Here is a 14,884-nt window from a genome sequence, read left to right as displayed (position 1 = left end):
CAAAAAAGCGCTTGAAACCTGCGTAAAACGCCTCAATTTGGTGGTAATCGAAATTGGAGGCCTCTTGATGAGAATCGACAAACTCACCACTAAATTCCAGGAAGCACTGGCTGATGCGCAGAGTCTGGCCGTCGGTCATGAAAATCAATACATTGAACCGGTTCATGTCCTGTCGGCGCTCGTCGCCCAGCAGGATGGTTCCGCGCGTTCGCTGCTCTCACGTGCCGGCGTGCATGTCCAGGCGCTGCAAACCGCGCTGAACGATGCCATCACGCGCCTGCCGCAAGTGCAGGGCACTGACGGCAACGTGCAGATCGGCCGCGAACTGACCGGCTTGCTGAATCAGGCGGACAAGGAAGCACAAAAACTCAACGACACGTTCATCGCGAGCGAGATGTTCCTGCTCGCGGCCGCCGACGACAAAGGCGAGGCCGGCCGTCTCGCGCGTCAGCATGGTCTGTCGCGCAAGTCGCTTGAAAGTGCGATCGCGGCGGTCCGCGGCGGTTCGCAAGTGCATAGCCAGGACGCCGAAAGCCAGCGTGAAGCACTGAAGAAATACACTGTCGATCTGACCGAGCGCGCGCGGGCGGGCAAGCTCGACCCTGTGATCGGCCGCGACGACGAAATCCGCCGTTCGATCCAGATCCTGCAACGCCGCACCAAGAATAATCCGGTGTTGATCGGCGAGCCGGGCGTGGGTAAGACCGCGATCGTCGAAGGTCTCGCGCAGCGTATCGTCAACGGCGAAGTGCCGGAAACGCTCAAGGGCAAGCGGGTGCTGTCTTTGGACATGGCGGCATTGCTGGCCGGCGCGAAATACCGCGGCGAGTTCGAAGAACGCCTGAAGGCCGTGCTGAGCGACATCGCGAAAGACGAAGGCCAGACCATCGTTTTCATCGACGAAATTCATACGATGGTCGGTGCGGGCAAAGCCGAAGGCGCAATGGACGCGGGCAATATGCTCAAGCCGGCGCTTTCGCGCGGCGAGCTGCATTGCGTCGGCGCCACCACGCTCGATGAGTATCGCAAGTACATCGAAAAGGACGCCGCGCTTGAGCGCCGCTTCCAGAAGGTGCTCGTCGACGAACCGTCGGTGGAAGCCACTATCGCGATCCTGCGCGGTTTGCAGGAGAAGTACGAACTGCATCACGGTGTCGACATCACCGACCCGGCGATTGTCGCGGCGGCCGAACTGTCGCATCGCTACATCACGGATCGTTTCCTGCCGGACAAAGCCATCGATCTGATCGACGAAGCCGCTTCGAAGATCAAGATGGAAATCGATTCGAAGCCGGAAGAAATGGATCGGCTCGATCGTCGGTTGATCCAGTTGAAGATCGAGCGCGAAGCCGTCAAGAAGGAAAAGGACGAAGCGTCGCAAAAGCGTTTGCAATTGATCGAAGAGGAAATCGAGCGGCTGGATCGTGAATACTCGGACCTCGAAGAAATCTGGACCGCGGAGAAAGCGGCGGTGCAGGGCAGCGCGCAGCTGAAGGAAGATATCGAAAAAACGCGCGCGGAAATCGTCCGTTTGCAGCGTGAAGGCAAGCTCGAGAAGGTCGCCGAGTTGCAGTACGGCAAGCTGCCGGGTCTCGAAGCACAACTGAAGGAAGTGACTCAGGCAGAAGCGAAAGAGCAGAGCAACCCCACCCGGCCGCGCCTTTTGCGCACGCAAGTGGGCGCAGAAGAAATCGCAGAAGTCGTCTCGCGTTCCACCGGTATTCCAGTGTCGCGCATGATGCAAGGCGAGCGCGAAAAACTGCTGCAGATCGAAGAGAAACTGCACGACCGGGTGGTCGGTCAGGACGAAGCGATTACCGCGGTGGCCGATGCGATTCGCCGTTCGCGTGCGGGTCTGGCGGATCCGAACCGGCCGTATGGCTCGTTCCTGTTCCTCGGGCCGACTGGTGTGGGTAAGACCGAGTTGTGCAAGGCATTGGCGTCGTTCCTGTTCGATTCGGAAGATCATCTGATCCGTATCGACATGAGCGAATTCATGGAGAAGCATAGCGTCGCGCGTCTGATCGGCGCGCCGCCGGGCTACGTCGGCTATGAAGAAGGCGGTTACCTGACCGAAGCCGTGCGCCGCAAGCCGTACAGCGTGATCTTGCTCGACGAAATCGAGAAGGCGCATCCGGACGTGTTCAACGTGCTGCTGCAAGTGCTCGACGACGGCCGCATGACCGACGGTCAGGGCCGTACCGTGGACTTCAAGAACACGGTGATCGTGATGACGTCGAACCTCGGTTCGCAGGTGATTCAGGCGATGGTCGGCGAGCCGCAGGAAGCGGTAAAGGATGCGGTCTGGGAAGAGGTGAAGCTGCACTTCCGGCCTGAGTTCCTGAACCGGATCGACGACGTCGTGGTGTTCCATGCGCTCGACCGTTCGAACATCCAGTCGATCGCGCGGATTCAGCTGCAGCGTCTGCATGAACGGCTTGCCAAGCTCGACATGCAACTGGTGGTGTCGGATGCGGCGCTGGAGCATGTCGGCAAGGTCGGCTACGATCCGCTGTTCGGCGCGCGGCCGTTGAAGCGCGCAATCCAGCAGGAGATCGAGAATCCGGTCGCCAAGCTGATTCTGGCCGGCAAGTTCGGTCCGAAGGACGTGATTCCGGTCGAAGTGGAAGACGGCAAGCTGGTGTTCGACCGCGTTGTGCATTAAGCAAAACGCGTTGGGCGAGGCAGGGCGCGGCTGAAGTTAAGCCGTTCCCGCCGGCGTTAAAAAGCGGCAACGAAGGTGACTTCGTTGCCGCTTTTTTTGCCCGCTTTTGCCATGCTACATGGCGGCGACGGGTAAGGCTGCTTACGCGTTGCCCTTGCCGAACAGCGCTGACAGGCCGCCGAGTGCACCGAGCACGGTCGTCGAATTCAGTTTGCCTTCGGCGGGGACTTCGCCTTCTGGCGTCGCTGCGTTGACAACGTGAGGCAGGATCTGTGACAGGAGTCCGGTGACCTGATCCGGCTGCACGCCGGCTTTGGCTGCGAGGTTGGCGACGGTGTCCGAGCCGAGCACGCTATGCAGCGCATCCGGAGTGATCGCCTGGTTCTCGCCGTTGCCGACCCACGACGAAACGACGTCGCCGAGGCCCTTTTCCTTGAAGCTGCTGATCAGCCCGTTCAGGCCGCCCGGCTGGTTATTGACGAATTCCAGTGCGGCTGAAACGAGGGCTTGCTGGCCACCACCGCCTTCAGGCGATTTGCCAACCAGGGAACCGAGTGTGTCGAGTAGGCTCATGACGGTCTCTCTTGAATGCCGACCCGTGTTCGACGAGTCAGCGGGTGAAAACGCCGCGCGGTCGCGCGACGCTGGTGGAAGGAAGGCGACGGGAGCAGGGCGGCGCTTATGTGACTATCACGCGTACATCACACGTGACCAGCGCCGCCGTTAGCTGCCGGTGCTCTACCCAGTTTACGCGCCGCCAGAGGCTGCCGCAGCCGATGCAGCCTTGCTCTTCTTCGCCTTCTTCTTCGATGCCTTGGCGCCGGATGCGTCGGCGGGCGCGCTGGCAGCGGCCGCCGTGGCCGGCGCGGAAGCTGCCGCCGCGTCGGACGCCGCGGCCTTGCTCTTCTTCTTCGACTTCGATGCCTTGGTGCCGGACGCCGCGGCAGGCGCAGCCGGAGCTGTCGTCGCGGCCGCGGTAGTCGCTGCAGGCGCGGCCGTCGGCGCCGCCTTGGTGCTCGCGGTGCTACTGGACTTCGCGGCAGCCTTGGCGCCTGTAGGCGGTGTGGACGAGCCGTTGATCGTCAGACCGGCCGTTTCGAGATTGGTCACCGATTTGGTGCCGATGCCCTTGACGCGGGTGGCGAGATCGTCGGCATCCTTGAACGGGCCGTTCTTGGTGCGTTCGTCGATGATCGCTTTCGCATGCACCGGACCGATACCCTTGACCGATTCGAGCGCCGCCTGATCGGCGGAATTCACTTCGACGGCCGCCGCAAATCCGGCCGACAGCGACAAAGCCAAAGCAACGCAAAGCATCAAAAGCTTCTTCAGCATGGCAAGCACTCCATTGTGGGCAAAAAAGTTAGCCGCTAAGGGACGACTCGAAACGACGCATCCTGTAAGCATTCGCTGCGCTTAAGCATAGAACAAATTGCGCGCCCTTATTTGCAAACGCCGACGATTTATACCGATCGAATCATGACAAGTAAATCAGGGTGGACAATATTTAAAGATTTTGCCTGGCGATTAAGCCGTTCTGAGTTTATCGATCAACGCGGACCACTGTAAATAATGACCACGCAAACAAATGACAGCGTCACCCGCTTGACTTAGAGTGCACTCGAAGTCCTAACCTGAGTTCCGTCATGTCGAAAATGTCAAAAGCACTCACCATCGGCGAGGTCGCCGGAACGATCGGCGTATCCACCCATACGCTGCGCTACTACGAACAGGCTGGCCTGATTCGGGCGGTCGGGCGGACCCAGGCGGGGCATCGCCTGTATTCGCCGGCCGATCTCGACTGGCTGCAGTTCCTGATGCGTCTGAAGGCGACCGGCATGCCGATCGCCGGGATGCAGGCGTTCGCGGTACTGCGGGCAGACGGTCAACCGACGGTGGGCGAGCGCCGCGACATGCTGGTGGCGCATCGGGATACGGTTTTGGCGCGGATCGCGGAGTTGCAGAGCAATCTCGGCGCGATCATCGACAAGATCGCTTATTACGAGACAGCTGGGCAGCAGCCCGCCGCGAGCACGCCGACACGACAGATCGACGAAACCCAATCGCTTTCGCATTCGGAAAAGGACTCACCATGGAACACGCACAAAACGATCGCTACACCCGAGGCTGGAACAAACTGAAGGAAATCGACGGCTCGACCGGCGAGCAGGTGATTGCCGCGCTTGCGCCGATCGCGCCGGATTTCGGACGCCTGTTGATCGAATTCGGCTTCGGCGATATTTACAGCCGGCCGCAGCTCGATCTGCGCGCGCGGGAGATCGCGACGATCGCTTCGCTGGCGACTCTCGGCTGCGCGCAACCGCAGTTGAAGGTGCATATCGAGGCGGCGTTGAACGTCGGTTGCACGCGTGAGGAGATCGTCGAGGTGTTCATGCAGATGGCGCTCTACGCAGGTTTCCCGGCGGCGCTGAACGCGCTGTTCGCGGCGCGGGAGATTTTCGAGCGGCGTGATCAGGCACTGGAGGAGGCACGGGAGTCGGAGGAGGCGCAAGCGTCCTGACGCAGGAGAGAAGGGAGGCGGCTGCCGGGCGCGGCCGCTTTTTATAGAGATTAAAACGCAACTAACGGTCAGTTACTGCATATCACCTCGACAACGCTCCGTCTGTTCGTCCTAGAAACCCGGCGAGCACAAGCGGGCCGCGCTGCAATAGTTACGCACGCCGGCTCTTGCGATTCGCTCGAACAAGCCCAGCAGGCTGAACAAGCCGAAGAGCCCCATCAAACCGCCGAATCCACCCTGACCGCCGTTTCGGCGCGCAGATACCGCTTGCTCACGCCGCGCCAGTAAAGCAGCAAACCGACGCCGGCAATCGCCAGGCTCACCGTATTCGCGACCCAGAAGCCGCGCGCGCCGGTGAGCCATGCCGGCGTGGTACCGAAGACATTGAAGCCGAGCACATAGCCGCCGCCGAGCCCCACGCCCCACAGCGCAACTGCATAGATGACGGTCGGCACGACCGCCACCTTGTATGCGCGCAGTACGAACGCGGTGGTGATCTGCAACGCATCGAACAGGTGATAGCACACGACGATCAGCACCAGTGGCATCGCCGCCGCCACGACCTGCGCATTCGGCGTATAGCCTTCGATCACGTAAGGCCGCAGCACCAGCACGATCGCGCCATAACAACAGGCGATCGCCACGGCCATCATGATGCCGTGCCGCGAAAGCGTGCGCGCTGCTTCCGGGCGATGCGCGCCGAGCGCCTGGGCGACCAGTGTCGACGAAGCGATCCCGATCGACAGCGGCGTCATATAGAGCACCGCGCCGATGTTACCGGCGATCTGGTGACCGGCGAGTGTCGTCGTGCCGAAGCGCGCGATGAAGAGCGCCATGAACGTGTACGAGGTGACCTCGATCAGGTACGACAGGCCCATCGGAATGCCCAGGCGCAGCTGCGCCGCCTGCCGGCGCCAGACCGGCCAGCAGAAGTGCGCAAAGATCGCGAATGGTTTGAACACGTAGACACGCGTCAACAGCAGCATCCCAACCACGGCCAATCCCCAGTTGATCGCGGTGCTGGCAAGTGCGCAACCCGGGCCACCGAGCGCCGGCACACCGAACCCGCCGAAGATGAACCACGTGTTGAGCGGGAACTTGAGGAGCAGCGCGCCGATCTGCAGAATCATCACGAGCCGCGGTTTTCCAACCGCATTGGTGATCGAGCTGTAGACGCGAAAGGCGAGGCCGGCCGGCAGGCCGAACGCCAGAATCTGCAGGTAGGCGACCGTGCGCTCGTGCAGTGCTTCGGGCACGCGCGCCAATTGCAGCACGGGCCCCGGGAAATAGAGAATCAGAAAGCCGATCACGGTCAGCGCGAGCGCGAGCCACAAGGCCTGGCGCACTTCTTCGCCGATCTCGGTATAGCGGCGCGCGCCGTAGAGTTGCGCGGTGATGGGTTGCAGCGCGGTCAGGATGCCAGTCAGACCGATGTAGACGGAAATATAGATCGACGAGCCGAGGCCGAGTGCGGCGAGATCGACAGCCGAATAGCGGCCGACCATCGCCGTGTCGATCACGCCGAACGCGATAATCGCCAGTTGGCCGATCAGCACGGGCCATGCAAGCCCGGCGATTTTCCGTACGTCGGCGAACATGGTCAGTCCGGCTTCTTGTGCCAGCTGCGGCGTTTGACGACTGGCGGCTTCGGACGGTCGATCCGCACGTACAGGCGGAAGCGTTCGTCGCGGTCGGCCACGCGACGGCCTTCCCATACCAGCTTCCATACGAAGTCCGACATCGCGCTTGGATCGCCGAAGTCCTGGGTGTCCTGCCGCAGGATCACATCGCAATCCTGGTTGAACGAGAAATGCATATCGCCGAAATAGGCGAACGTCGCGATCTGCGCGTTACCGAGGCGCACCGGAGAAATGCAGGTGTAGTCCTCCGGCAGATGGCTCGCGATCTGCTCGGCGACGTCTTTATAGGTCCGGCTGTAGTTGACGACCGGCAGCCACAGCGTCATCAGCAACACCCACATCAGCGTCGTGCCGGCGCTCGAGAGCACCACGCTGCGCCACAGGACTTTCGGATGACGGGCCAGACGCCATTGCACCAGGACGAACCAGCAGATCGTCACGGCGACCGCACACACGAACGACAGGATCTTGAACTGCGGCGCAAAACCCGGAGCGAGACGCGCGAGGTTGCGCGCGAGCGGATGCGGGAAACCGGTCAACCCGGCGATGTACACCAGCCAGACGAAGCTGCCGAGGATCGTGAAGCTCAGCAACGCGAACCAGTCGATCGCGTTGATCGCGCCGCGTTTGAGCGTGGGCAGCGCGAAGGTGGCCAGCACCGCGAGCGCCGGCAGCAACAGCATATAAAGCCGGTTCGACTGATGGCTCTGCAACACGACCAGCACGAGCAGCGGCCCAATCACCGACAGCGGAATTGCCACGTGCGGCGCGCGCCGCAGGCCCGACCAGCTAAACCATGCCCAGAGCGCCAGCGGCCAGGCCGGCCACGTGAAGAGCGGCAGGTTCTTGAGTGCGTAGGCGGCCACCGAGCCGGGCGGCCCGGCGAACGAAGACAGGCTGACGTGCACCCACTGGTTCAGATACCAGACAGCGTCATCGGGAAAGGCGGCGAGTGCGGCGATCGGCCATGCGACCGACAGCGCAAGCGCCACCGGCAGACCGGCCAGCAGCAGCCAGCGCGAACGCGCCTCGCGCACGATCAGCGCCATCGCCAGGGTACCGAGCAACAATGCGCCAACCAGCACCGGGCTGCTGGCCAAGGCGACGAGGCCGAGCGCCAGGCCCCAGATCAGCGCGCCCTGGATCGGCTTGTCGATCATCCGCACGAGCCCATAGACGAGCATGGCGATGCCGAAAAACTGCGCCAGCTGAGGCGTAGTTTCGTGGCCGCGTTCGGCCAGGCCGAAGCAGGCGAGCAGGATCAGCAGCGCGCCGTCGGCGAGGGTGCGGCCATAGTCGCGCGGCTCCGGTTCGCCGCCGAACGCATATTTGAACGGCTGCACTTCGGCGCGCCGGCCGAGCAGGTAAGCCGCATACCAGACGAACGCACAGGCCGCGCAAAACAGCAGGCCCGTAAACACGCGTGACGCGTTGCTCGCGTCGACCCATGGTGCAAGGGCGCGGATCGCGCCGGCACCGAGCCAGTAGCCGAGCGGGCCGTCTTCCGTCATGTACTTGCCGACCAGATTCGGCAGCAGCCAGTCGTGCGCGCTGCCGTTGGCCATTGTCCACATGACGCCGAAGCCGGCTGCGTCCTCGTTCTTCCACGGATCCCGGCCGAACAGGCCGAAGAAGGCGTAGACGATACAGATGGTCAGCAGCAGCCAGCGCGGCAATGCACTGGTCGCGGAGGCAGTGAGGCGAACGACAGGTCTCATGCGGTGTGTGGATATCGGATAGGCGGTGCAGCCAGGACCGGACGGGGTGTCCGGCCAGAATGGCCAATCTGGAGCATCCGGCATTGTAGTCGTGCCGCGCGATGCGCGTCACGGGCGGTAATGGCTCGCAACGTCATTGGAGTTCCTGTAACACGATGCCGTAACGGGCGGCCTGGTGCTTACAACGTCCGGGATAAGGAGGCAAAGGAGCAGAGACAAAAAAGGGCAGCTCGCGCTGCCCTTTTTTGCTGCTGCTTCGTTGCTGGCCAAGGCCTGCGACGAAGCGGGTATTACTTCGCAGCTGCCTTGCCGGTAGCGCGCGAGCCGAACTTCTTGTTGAACTTCTCGACGCGGCCTGCCGTGTCCATGATCTTTTGTTGGCCGGTGTAGAACGGATGCGATTCCGACGACACTTCGATCTTGGCGAGCGGGTAGGTCTTGCCGTTGAATTCGGCGGTTTCACGCGTCTGGATGGTCGAGCGCGTTACAAACCTGAAATCGATCGACATGTCGACGAACAGGACTTCGCGGTAATCCGGGTGAATGCCTTCTTTCATGGTCTTTCCTTTAATCTGGCGGTAGCCAACCCGCGAGCAGCCGCTACAAATGCGGACTGCATCTAGGCGCGAGCCACTTGCCTATGGTCGAAAAACGGCGATTATGCCAGAAAATCAGTCGCTTGACGACCTTTCTACGACCTTTTTGCCTGCGTTTTGCCTCGTTTTCGCCGGCACTTTATCGGTCCGTTTCTTGTCCACATGCCGCGCGGCACCCCTTATGCGGCGGGCGTCAGGACGGAGCGAATGCCAATCCCACCCGCGCCGGATCCTGCCGGTAATACCGCGCCAGCAACCGGTATAGCTCGGGATACTCCGCCTCGAAGGCCTGTGGCTGGACGAACAGCGCCTCGCTGCACACGGCAAAAAATTCCGACGGATGGTCCGCCGCATACGGGTCGATCAACGAATCGCGCTCGAAACGCGCCCAGCGCCTGTCCGGTACTGCGTCCACTTTGGCGCAGAAATGGTCGTATGCATGCTCGAAGACGTCGGCCCATGCCTGCGAATCGAGCGGGGCATGCCAGCGGCGTGTAAGCGGCGGATGGCCGTTCGCCTCGCCGGTCAGCATGTCGATCTTGTGCGCGAATTCGTGAATCACGACGTTATAGGCGTCCGCACCGCCGGTCATCTGCGCGTCTTCCCACGACAACACCACCGGGCCGCCTTCCCATGCTTCGCCGCTCGCGTCGTGCTCGACTTCGTGCACCACGCCGTCTTCGTCTTCAACCGTTTTGCGGATCACGAACTCGCCCGGATAGACGATCACGCCGACCCAGCCGCGATACAACTCGAGGCTCAGGTTCAGCACCGGCAGACACGCCTGCGCAGCAATTGCCACAGTCATCGCGTCGGTCAACTCGAGTTCGTGCGCGGTCGAAAATTCCTTCTGCGCGATGAAAAGGCTGGTCAGCTCGCGCAGATGCACGCGATCCGGCGCCTCGAGATGGGCGAGGAACGGCAGGCCGTCGAGCGTGGCTTGCCACAGCGTGTCTTCGATCGCGTAGTCGCGCAGCGCGCGGTCGCGGCGGCGCGTGCCGAACCATTGGGTGAGTTTCGAAAGCATGGCCTGATGAAACCCTTAGTCGATCTGTTTTTGCCACGCGGCGAAAATGCCGCCGCATATCGCAATGCCGATCAGGAAGTAGAAGCCGTCCAGCGAAGTCAGGAAGCTTGCCTGCTGCGCGACCGTCCGGCTGATTTCCACTATTGCAAGCGAATGCGCCTCGGACGACGAGCGGCCGGCGGCGCTGAAGCCGCTCGTCAGCGCAGCGAGCGAATTCTGGAACAACGGATTGTACGGATTCACAAACTCCGCGAGGCGAGCCTGATGCAGCGCCTGCCGATGTTGTTCGACGATGATCACCGAGGCCGTTGCGAACGAGATCGTCAGTTGCCGCACGATGTTTTTCAGCCGGTAGCCATGCGTGAATTCTTCAATCGCGAAGATTCTAAACGTCAGATTGGCGACCGGCAGCACGATGAACAGCAATAGCAAGCCGCGCAGCAGCATCGGCACAATCAGTGCGGCTTCGCCCACGCCCGGTGACATGCGCGTCATCCACGCCGCGGCGAATGCGGCCACCGCGAAGCCTGGTACGATGATCCACTTTTTGCGCGGCAGGAGCTTCGCGTAACGCAGGTAGACGAATAGGGCGCTTGCCGAAATCAGCGACGTCACGCCGACCAGCCGGCCGGTATTCTCGACCGGATAGCCGAGGCCGCTCTCGAGAAAGCGCGACGTCAGGTAGCTGAATACGGTTGAGATGTAGTAGTAGAACATGTACAGCACGAGTCCGACCTGGAACACCTTTTCGCGCAGCGCATGCAGTCGCACCAGCGGCGCCGGATGGTGCCATTGCTGGTATGCGAACCAGCCGAGCGCGACGATGCCGGCGACCGTCAGCAGAATCAGCCCCGGCGAGGCGCTGAACAACTGGAACCGCACTTGTTGCATCACGATTTGCAGCGCGCCTTGCGCGAACGCGAAGATCAGATAAGGCCAGAAGTGCGCCGCGCCGCGCTCTTCCGGCAAGCGGTTGCCGGTGTCCGGTAGTGCGAGCAGGGCGAGGATGGCAAACAGCACGCCGACCGGCGCGGTGCAGGCGAATAGCGCGCGCCAGTCGAAATGCGCGACCAGCTGGCCGCCGATCAGCGGTGCAAGCGCACTGCTCAACACGATCAGCACCAGAAAAGCACGGGTTGCCGCAGGCCGCTGCTGTGGCGTGAAACTCATCTGGATCAGGATGCGGCAGGTGCCCATCATCGGGCCGATGAAGTAGCCCTGAAAGCCGCGCGCGAATGCGAGTTCGATCGACGACTCGCACAATGCGGCGGCGATCGCGCCAGTTGAATAGAGCAGCATGCAGCCGGCCACGTAGCGCCGGTAGCCGAAGCGCTCGACCCACCATTGCTGCTGCAGAATGCCGAGCACGGCCGCTACCGCATAGGCGCTCGAGGCCCACACCAGTTCATCCGGCGATGCGTTGATGCCGCCCGCGATGTAGCTGGTGAAAAACGAAAAGATCGCGTTGTCGAAATAGTCGAGGCCGGTGACGACGGCCAGCACCCACGGGAAAAAATCGCCGCGCAATTTTACGACGCTGAACAGCGGCGTGCGGGAAGGCGCGGTACTCATGCGGACGGATCCGCGGCGGAGTCAGGCGCGGCTTCATCTCGGGTATTTTTGCGTCCTCCTTGCGGCGTGGCGGTCGCTTTGGCACGCGCGTTGCGGCGCTGTTCGAGCAACGCGTCCGCATTTTCTCCAGCGAGACGCCGTTCGAGGTAGTCGAGGTCGGGACTCAGTTCGGCTCGCAGCTTCTGCGCTTCCTTGAGTTCGCGGTGCATCGTTTCGATGCGGACGTCGAGCGCGTCGACCTGGTCCGAGATGGCGTCGCGAATCTGCTGCAGCGATTCGGTGGAATAGCGATGCCCGCCTTCGACCGGCTCGAGCGGGCGCTTGAGCATTTCGGTGATGCCGTGCAGCGAAAAACCGAGCGAACGCAGGCGCAGAATGCGGCCGAAACGCTTCAGGTCTTCCTCGTCGTAAAGCCGATAGCGGCCTTCGCTGCGGGTAGGCGAGACGAGGCCGCGTTCCTCGTAATACTTCAGCGTGCGCGGCGTAACCCCGAGGCGTTCGGCGGCGTCGCGTACGGTGAGCAAGGCGGGTGAGTCCTTCGACATAAGGTAGGGCAGGCATGACGGACTGAGCGCATTGTACTGCAACGTGTACGTTCACGTACATGTTGTTGCGGCAGCGCGCACTTTTTCGGGTGAAACCTTACGGACGAAAAAAAGCCGCTCGTTTCTGGCGAGCGGCTTTCTTATGCTGTGCGGTTGATGCAGCTGTTTCGGCGCGAGGCCTTAGCTGCCGCCGCCACGACGCATCATGTCGAAGAACTCGGAGTTGCTCTTCGTCTGGCGAATCTTGTCGAGCAGAAATTCCATCGACTCGACTTCGTCCATGTCGTGAATGAACTTGCGCAGCACCCAGATTTTTTGCAGGACTTCGGGCTTGATCAGCAATTCTTCACGGCGTGTGCCGGACTTGTTCAGGTTGATCGACGGATAGACGCGCTTTTCAGCAAGACGGCGTTCCAGGTGCACTTCCATGTTGCCGGTGCCCTTGAATTCTTCGTAGATCACGTCGTCCATGCGGCTGCCGGTTTCGATCAGTGCCGTACCGATGATGGTCAGCGAGCCGCCTTCTTCGATATTGCGCGCCGCGCCGAAGAAGCGCTTCGGACGTTGCAGCGCGTTCGCGTCGACACCACCCGTCAGCACCTTGCCCGAGGCCGGCACAACGGTGTTGTACGCACGCGCGAGACGCGTGATCGAGTCGAGCAGAATCACCACGTCGTTCTTCATTTCGACGAGGCGCTTGGCTTTTTCGATCACCATTTCGGCGACTTGCACGTGACGCGCAGCGGGTTCGTCGAACGTGGAGGCGATCACTTCGCCGGCCACCGAACGCTGCATTTCGGTCACTTCTTCCGGGCGTTCGTCGATCAGCAGCACGAACAGCACGACATCTGGGTGGTTCTGTTTGATCGCGTGGGCGATGTGCTGCAGCATCACAGTCTTGCCGGACTTCGGCGAAGCGACCAGCAAACCGCGCTGACCCTTACCGATCGGCGCGATCATGTCGATGATGCGGCCCGTGACGTTTTCTTCGCCACGCATTTCACGTTCGAGCAGCAGCACCTTGTTCGGGTGCAGCGGCGTCAGGTTTTCGAACATGATCTTGTGCTTCGAGGCTTCCGGCGGCTGGCCGTTGACCTTGTCCACCTTGACCAGCGCGAAATAGCGTTCACCGTCTTTCGGCGTACGCACTTCGCCTTCGATCGTGTCGCCCGTGTGCAGGTTGAAGCGGCGGATTTGCGACGGGCTGATGTAAATGTCGTCCGTGCTGGCCAGATACGAGGTTTCCGGCGAACGCAGGAAGCCGAAGCCGTCCGGCAGCACTTCGAGCGTGCCGTCGCCGAAGATCGTGTCGCCCGCTTTGGCTCGTTTTTTTAGAATGGCAAACATCAATTCCTGCTTGCGCAGGCGGTTTGCACTTTCGATCTCGAGGCCATTGGCCATCTCGATCAATTCGGACACGTGCTGAGTCTTAAGCTCGGATAAATGCATACGGAGAACCCGCAGGAGAAGGTGCGACGAAATGAAATCTGGGAGGAGAGTGAGCGGAACCGCTCAAGGACTTACACGTCTTTTCGACGTTTTGCGGATTCTAGCATAGCACACGCCAATTTCCGCCGGTGCGACGGTATGGCATCTTTCTTATTGAGCGTGTTGCCGGCTGACAACACGCCTAAGACAGCGCACCTGAAGGTTTCAAGGGTCTCGAGCGCGCCGATGCGACCGCTTTACAGATTGCCGTCGAGGAACGCGGTGAGCTGCGACTTCGACAGTGCGCCGACTTTCTGTGCGGCGACAGCGCCATTCTTGAAGAGGATCAGCGTGGGGATGCCGCGCACGCCGAACTTGACCGGCGTCGACTGATGTTCGTCGACGTTGATCTTGGCGATTTGCAGGCGATCGGCGTAATCCTTCGCGACTTCGTCGAGGATCGGCGCGATCATCTTGCACGGACCGCACCATTCAGCCCAGAAATCGAGCAGCACGGGTTTATCTGATTTCACGACGTCCTGTTCGAACGATGCGTCGCTAATATGCTTGATTGATTCGCTCATTGTATGAATACCTCTATCGGTTCGAGGCCCGCCTGAATTGCTCGCCACGATACGTCAAAATCTAGGGAAACTTCGGTTCGCTTTGCCGCAATCGAAGCCTTGCCGGCGCACGCCTGAAAAAGTCGAAAGACCATTTCCGGAATGCGCGGAAAGCTCGCGGTTGCGGGTCATCCGTATGGCAGTTTAGCTTAATTCGCTATGCGTTGCCGGTGGTGATAGTACTCATCAAGGGCAGTGGGGCCAACGGCTGCCGGTGAAGTGCCACTACGTTCTGATAACCGCGACGCAACTTATCTGGTGGCGGGCTGCGCAAACTCAAGTGGCCCGGACGCGTACGTTCCGGATGCTGCACTATATGATGCGAAGCGCCTGATTTGGCGCGTCGATGTCGGTTTGGCCGTATTAACAGTCGCGCGACGGGCCAAGCGGTGATAGAATGTTTCGTGACGGGCCTCCTCGCATGGAGGGATGGTCAATCTGGTCAGGTCGGGAACGAAGCAGCCACAGCCGTTTTCCACCAGTGCCGAGGGTCAGGCTCGTCACCTTCCTTTTTCCTTGTTTTTCCTCTGCCGTACCTTCCATCTCCCG

At 61.2% G+C, this 14,884-nt stretch carries 13 protein-coding genes and 1 other RNA gene; 4 read left to right on the top strand and 10 right to left on the bottom strand.

What is annotated here, in order from left to right:
• Nucleotides 1-67: 67 nt before the first annotated feature.
• Nucleotides 68-2,665, top strand: a complete 2,598-nt coding sequence (clpB, locus tag PQR40_RS12600) for an ATP-dependent chaperone ClpB (protein WP_408335616.1) — start codon at nt 68-70, stop codon at nt 2,663-2,665.
• A 141-nt stretch (nt 2,666-2,806) separates the two neighbouring features.
• Here the strand turns inward: clpB and PQR40_RS12595 are convergent, their stop codons facing one another.
• Nucleotides 2,807-3,238, bottom strand: a complete 432-nt coding sequence (locus tag PQR40_RS12595) for a YidB family protein (RefSeq protein WP_494471428.1) — start codon at nt 3,236-3,238, stop codon at nt 2,807-2,809.
• Nucleotides 3,239-3,412: 174 nt separating this feature from the next.
• Nucleotides 3,413-4,000 (bottom strand): ComEA family DNA-binding protein, encoded by a 588-nt coding sequence (locus PQR40_RS12590; protein ID WP_408222923.1) that lies wholly within the window; start codon nt 3,998-4,000, stop codon nt 3,413-3,415.
• A gap of 311 nt (nt 4,001-4,311) precedes the next feature.
• On the opposite strand from PQR40_RS12590, the gene PQR40_RS12585 reads away from it, so the two are divergent.
• Nucleotides 4,312-4,806: a MerR family transcriptional regulator gene (locus tag PQR40_RS12585; protein ID WP_408222925.1), complete on the top strand. Its 495-nt coding sequence runs from the start codon at nt 4,312-4,314 to the stop codon at nt 4,804-4,806.
• A complete protein-coding gene (locus tag PQR40_RS12580) occupies nt 4,758-5,186 on the top strand; it encodes a carboxymuconolactone decarboxylase family protein (RefSeq protein ID WP_408335610.1) in 429 nt (142 codons plus the stop codon). Before PQR40_RS12585 ends, PQR40_RS12580 begins: the two co-directional genes overlap by 49 nt.
• 218 nt (nt 5,187-5,404) lie before the next feature.
• Here PQR40_RS12580 and PQR40_RS12575 read toward each other — a convergent pair whose 3' ends face one another.
• From PQR40_RS12575 to trxA, 8 genes are all read right to left on the bottom strand, one after another.
• Nucleotides 5,405-6,784 carry an MATE family efflux transporter gene (locus PQR40_RS12575; protein WP_408509089.1) on the bottom strand — a complete coding sequence of 460 codons (1,380 nt, stop codon included), beginning with the start codon at nt 6,782-6,784 and terminating at the stop codon, nt 5,405-5,407.
• A gap of 2 nt (nt 6,785-6,786) precedes the next feature.
• Nucleotides 6,787-8,544, bottom strand: a complete 1,758-nt coding sequence (locus PQR40_RS12570) for an ArnT family glycosyltransferase (protein WP_408222931.1) — start codon at nt 8,542-8,544, stop codon at nt 6,787-6,789.
• 290 nt (nt 8,545-8,834) lie between these two features.
• The gene (locus tag PQR40_RS12565; protein ID WP_408222933.1) at nt 8,835-9,101 is read right to left on the bottom strand and encodes a type B 50S ribosomal protein L31; all 267 of its coding nucleotides are present in this window, start codon (nt 9,099-9,101) and stop codon (nt 8,835-8,837) included.
• Nucleotides 9,102-9,333: 232 nt separating this feature from the next.
• Complete coding sequence (locus tag PQR40_RS12560; RefSeq protein ID WP_408509088.1) at nt 9,334-10,167, bottom strand: M90 family metallopeptidase; 834 nt, start codon at nt 10,165-10,167, stop codon at nt 9,334-9,336.
• 15 nt (nt 10,168-10,182) lie between these two features.
• Nucleotides 10,183-11,739 (bottom strand): MFS transporter, encoded by a 1,557-nt coding sequence (locus PQR40_RS12555; protein WP_408222937.1) that lies wholly within the window; start codon nt 11,737-11,739, stop codon nt 10,183-10,185.
• Nucleotides 11,736-12,284, bottom strand: coding sequence for a MerR family transcriptional regulator (locus PQR40_RS12550; protein ID WP_408335602.1), 549 nt, complete (start codon nt 12,282-12,284; stop codon nt 11,736-11,738). Before PQR40_RS12550 ends, PQR40_RS12555 begins: the two co-directional genes overlap by 4 nt.
• A 180-nt stretch (nt 12,285-12,464) precedes the next feature.
• Nucleotides 12,465-13,733 carry a transcription termination factor Rho gene (gene rho / locus PQR40_RS12545; RefSeq protein ID WP_074284282.1) on the bottom strand — a complete coding sequence of 423 codons (1,269 nt, stop codon included), beginning with the start codon at nt 13,731-13,733 and terminating at the stop codon, nt 12,465-12,467.
• A gap of 236 nt (nt 13,734-13,969) precedes the next feature.
• Complete coding sequence (gene trxA, locus PQR40_RS12540) at nt 13,970-14,296, bottom strand: thioredoxin TrxA (RefSeq protein ID WP_054039468.1); 327 nt, start codon at nt 14,294-14,296, stop codon at nt 13,970-13,972.
• A gap of 445 nt (nt 14,297-14,741) precedes the next feature.
• Between trxA and ffs the strand changes: the two genes are divergently transcribed.
• Nucleotides 14,742-14,840: signal recognition particle sRNA small type (ffs, locus tag PQR40_RS12535), an RNA gene on the top strand.
• The last annotated feature ends 44 nt before the right edge of the window (nt 14,841-14,884 follow it).

Source organism: Paraburkholderia sediminicola (genome assembly GCF_046026855.1).
In the GTDB taxonomy this organism is placed as follows: Bacteria; Pseudomonadota; Gammaproteobacteria; order Burkholderiales; family Burkholderiaceae; genus Paraburkholderia; species Paraburkholderia sediminicola_A.
Note: the sequence above shows the minus strand (reverse complement) of the source record. Positions and strands in the feature narration are given on the sequence as shown.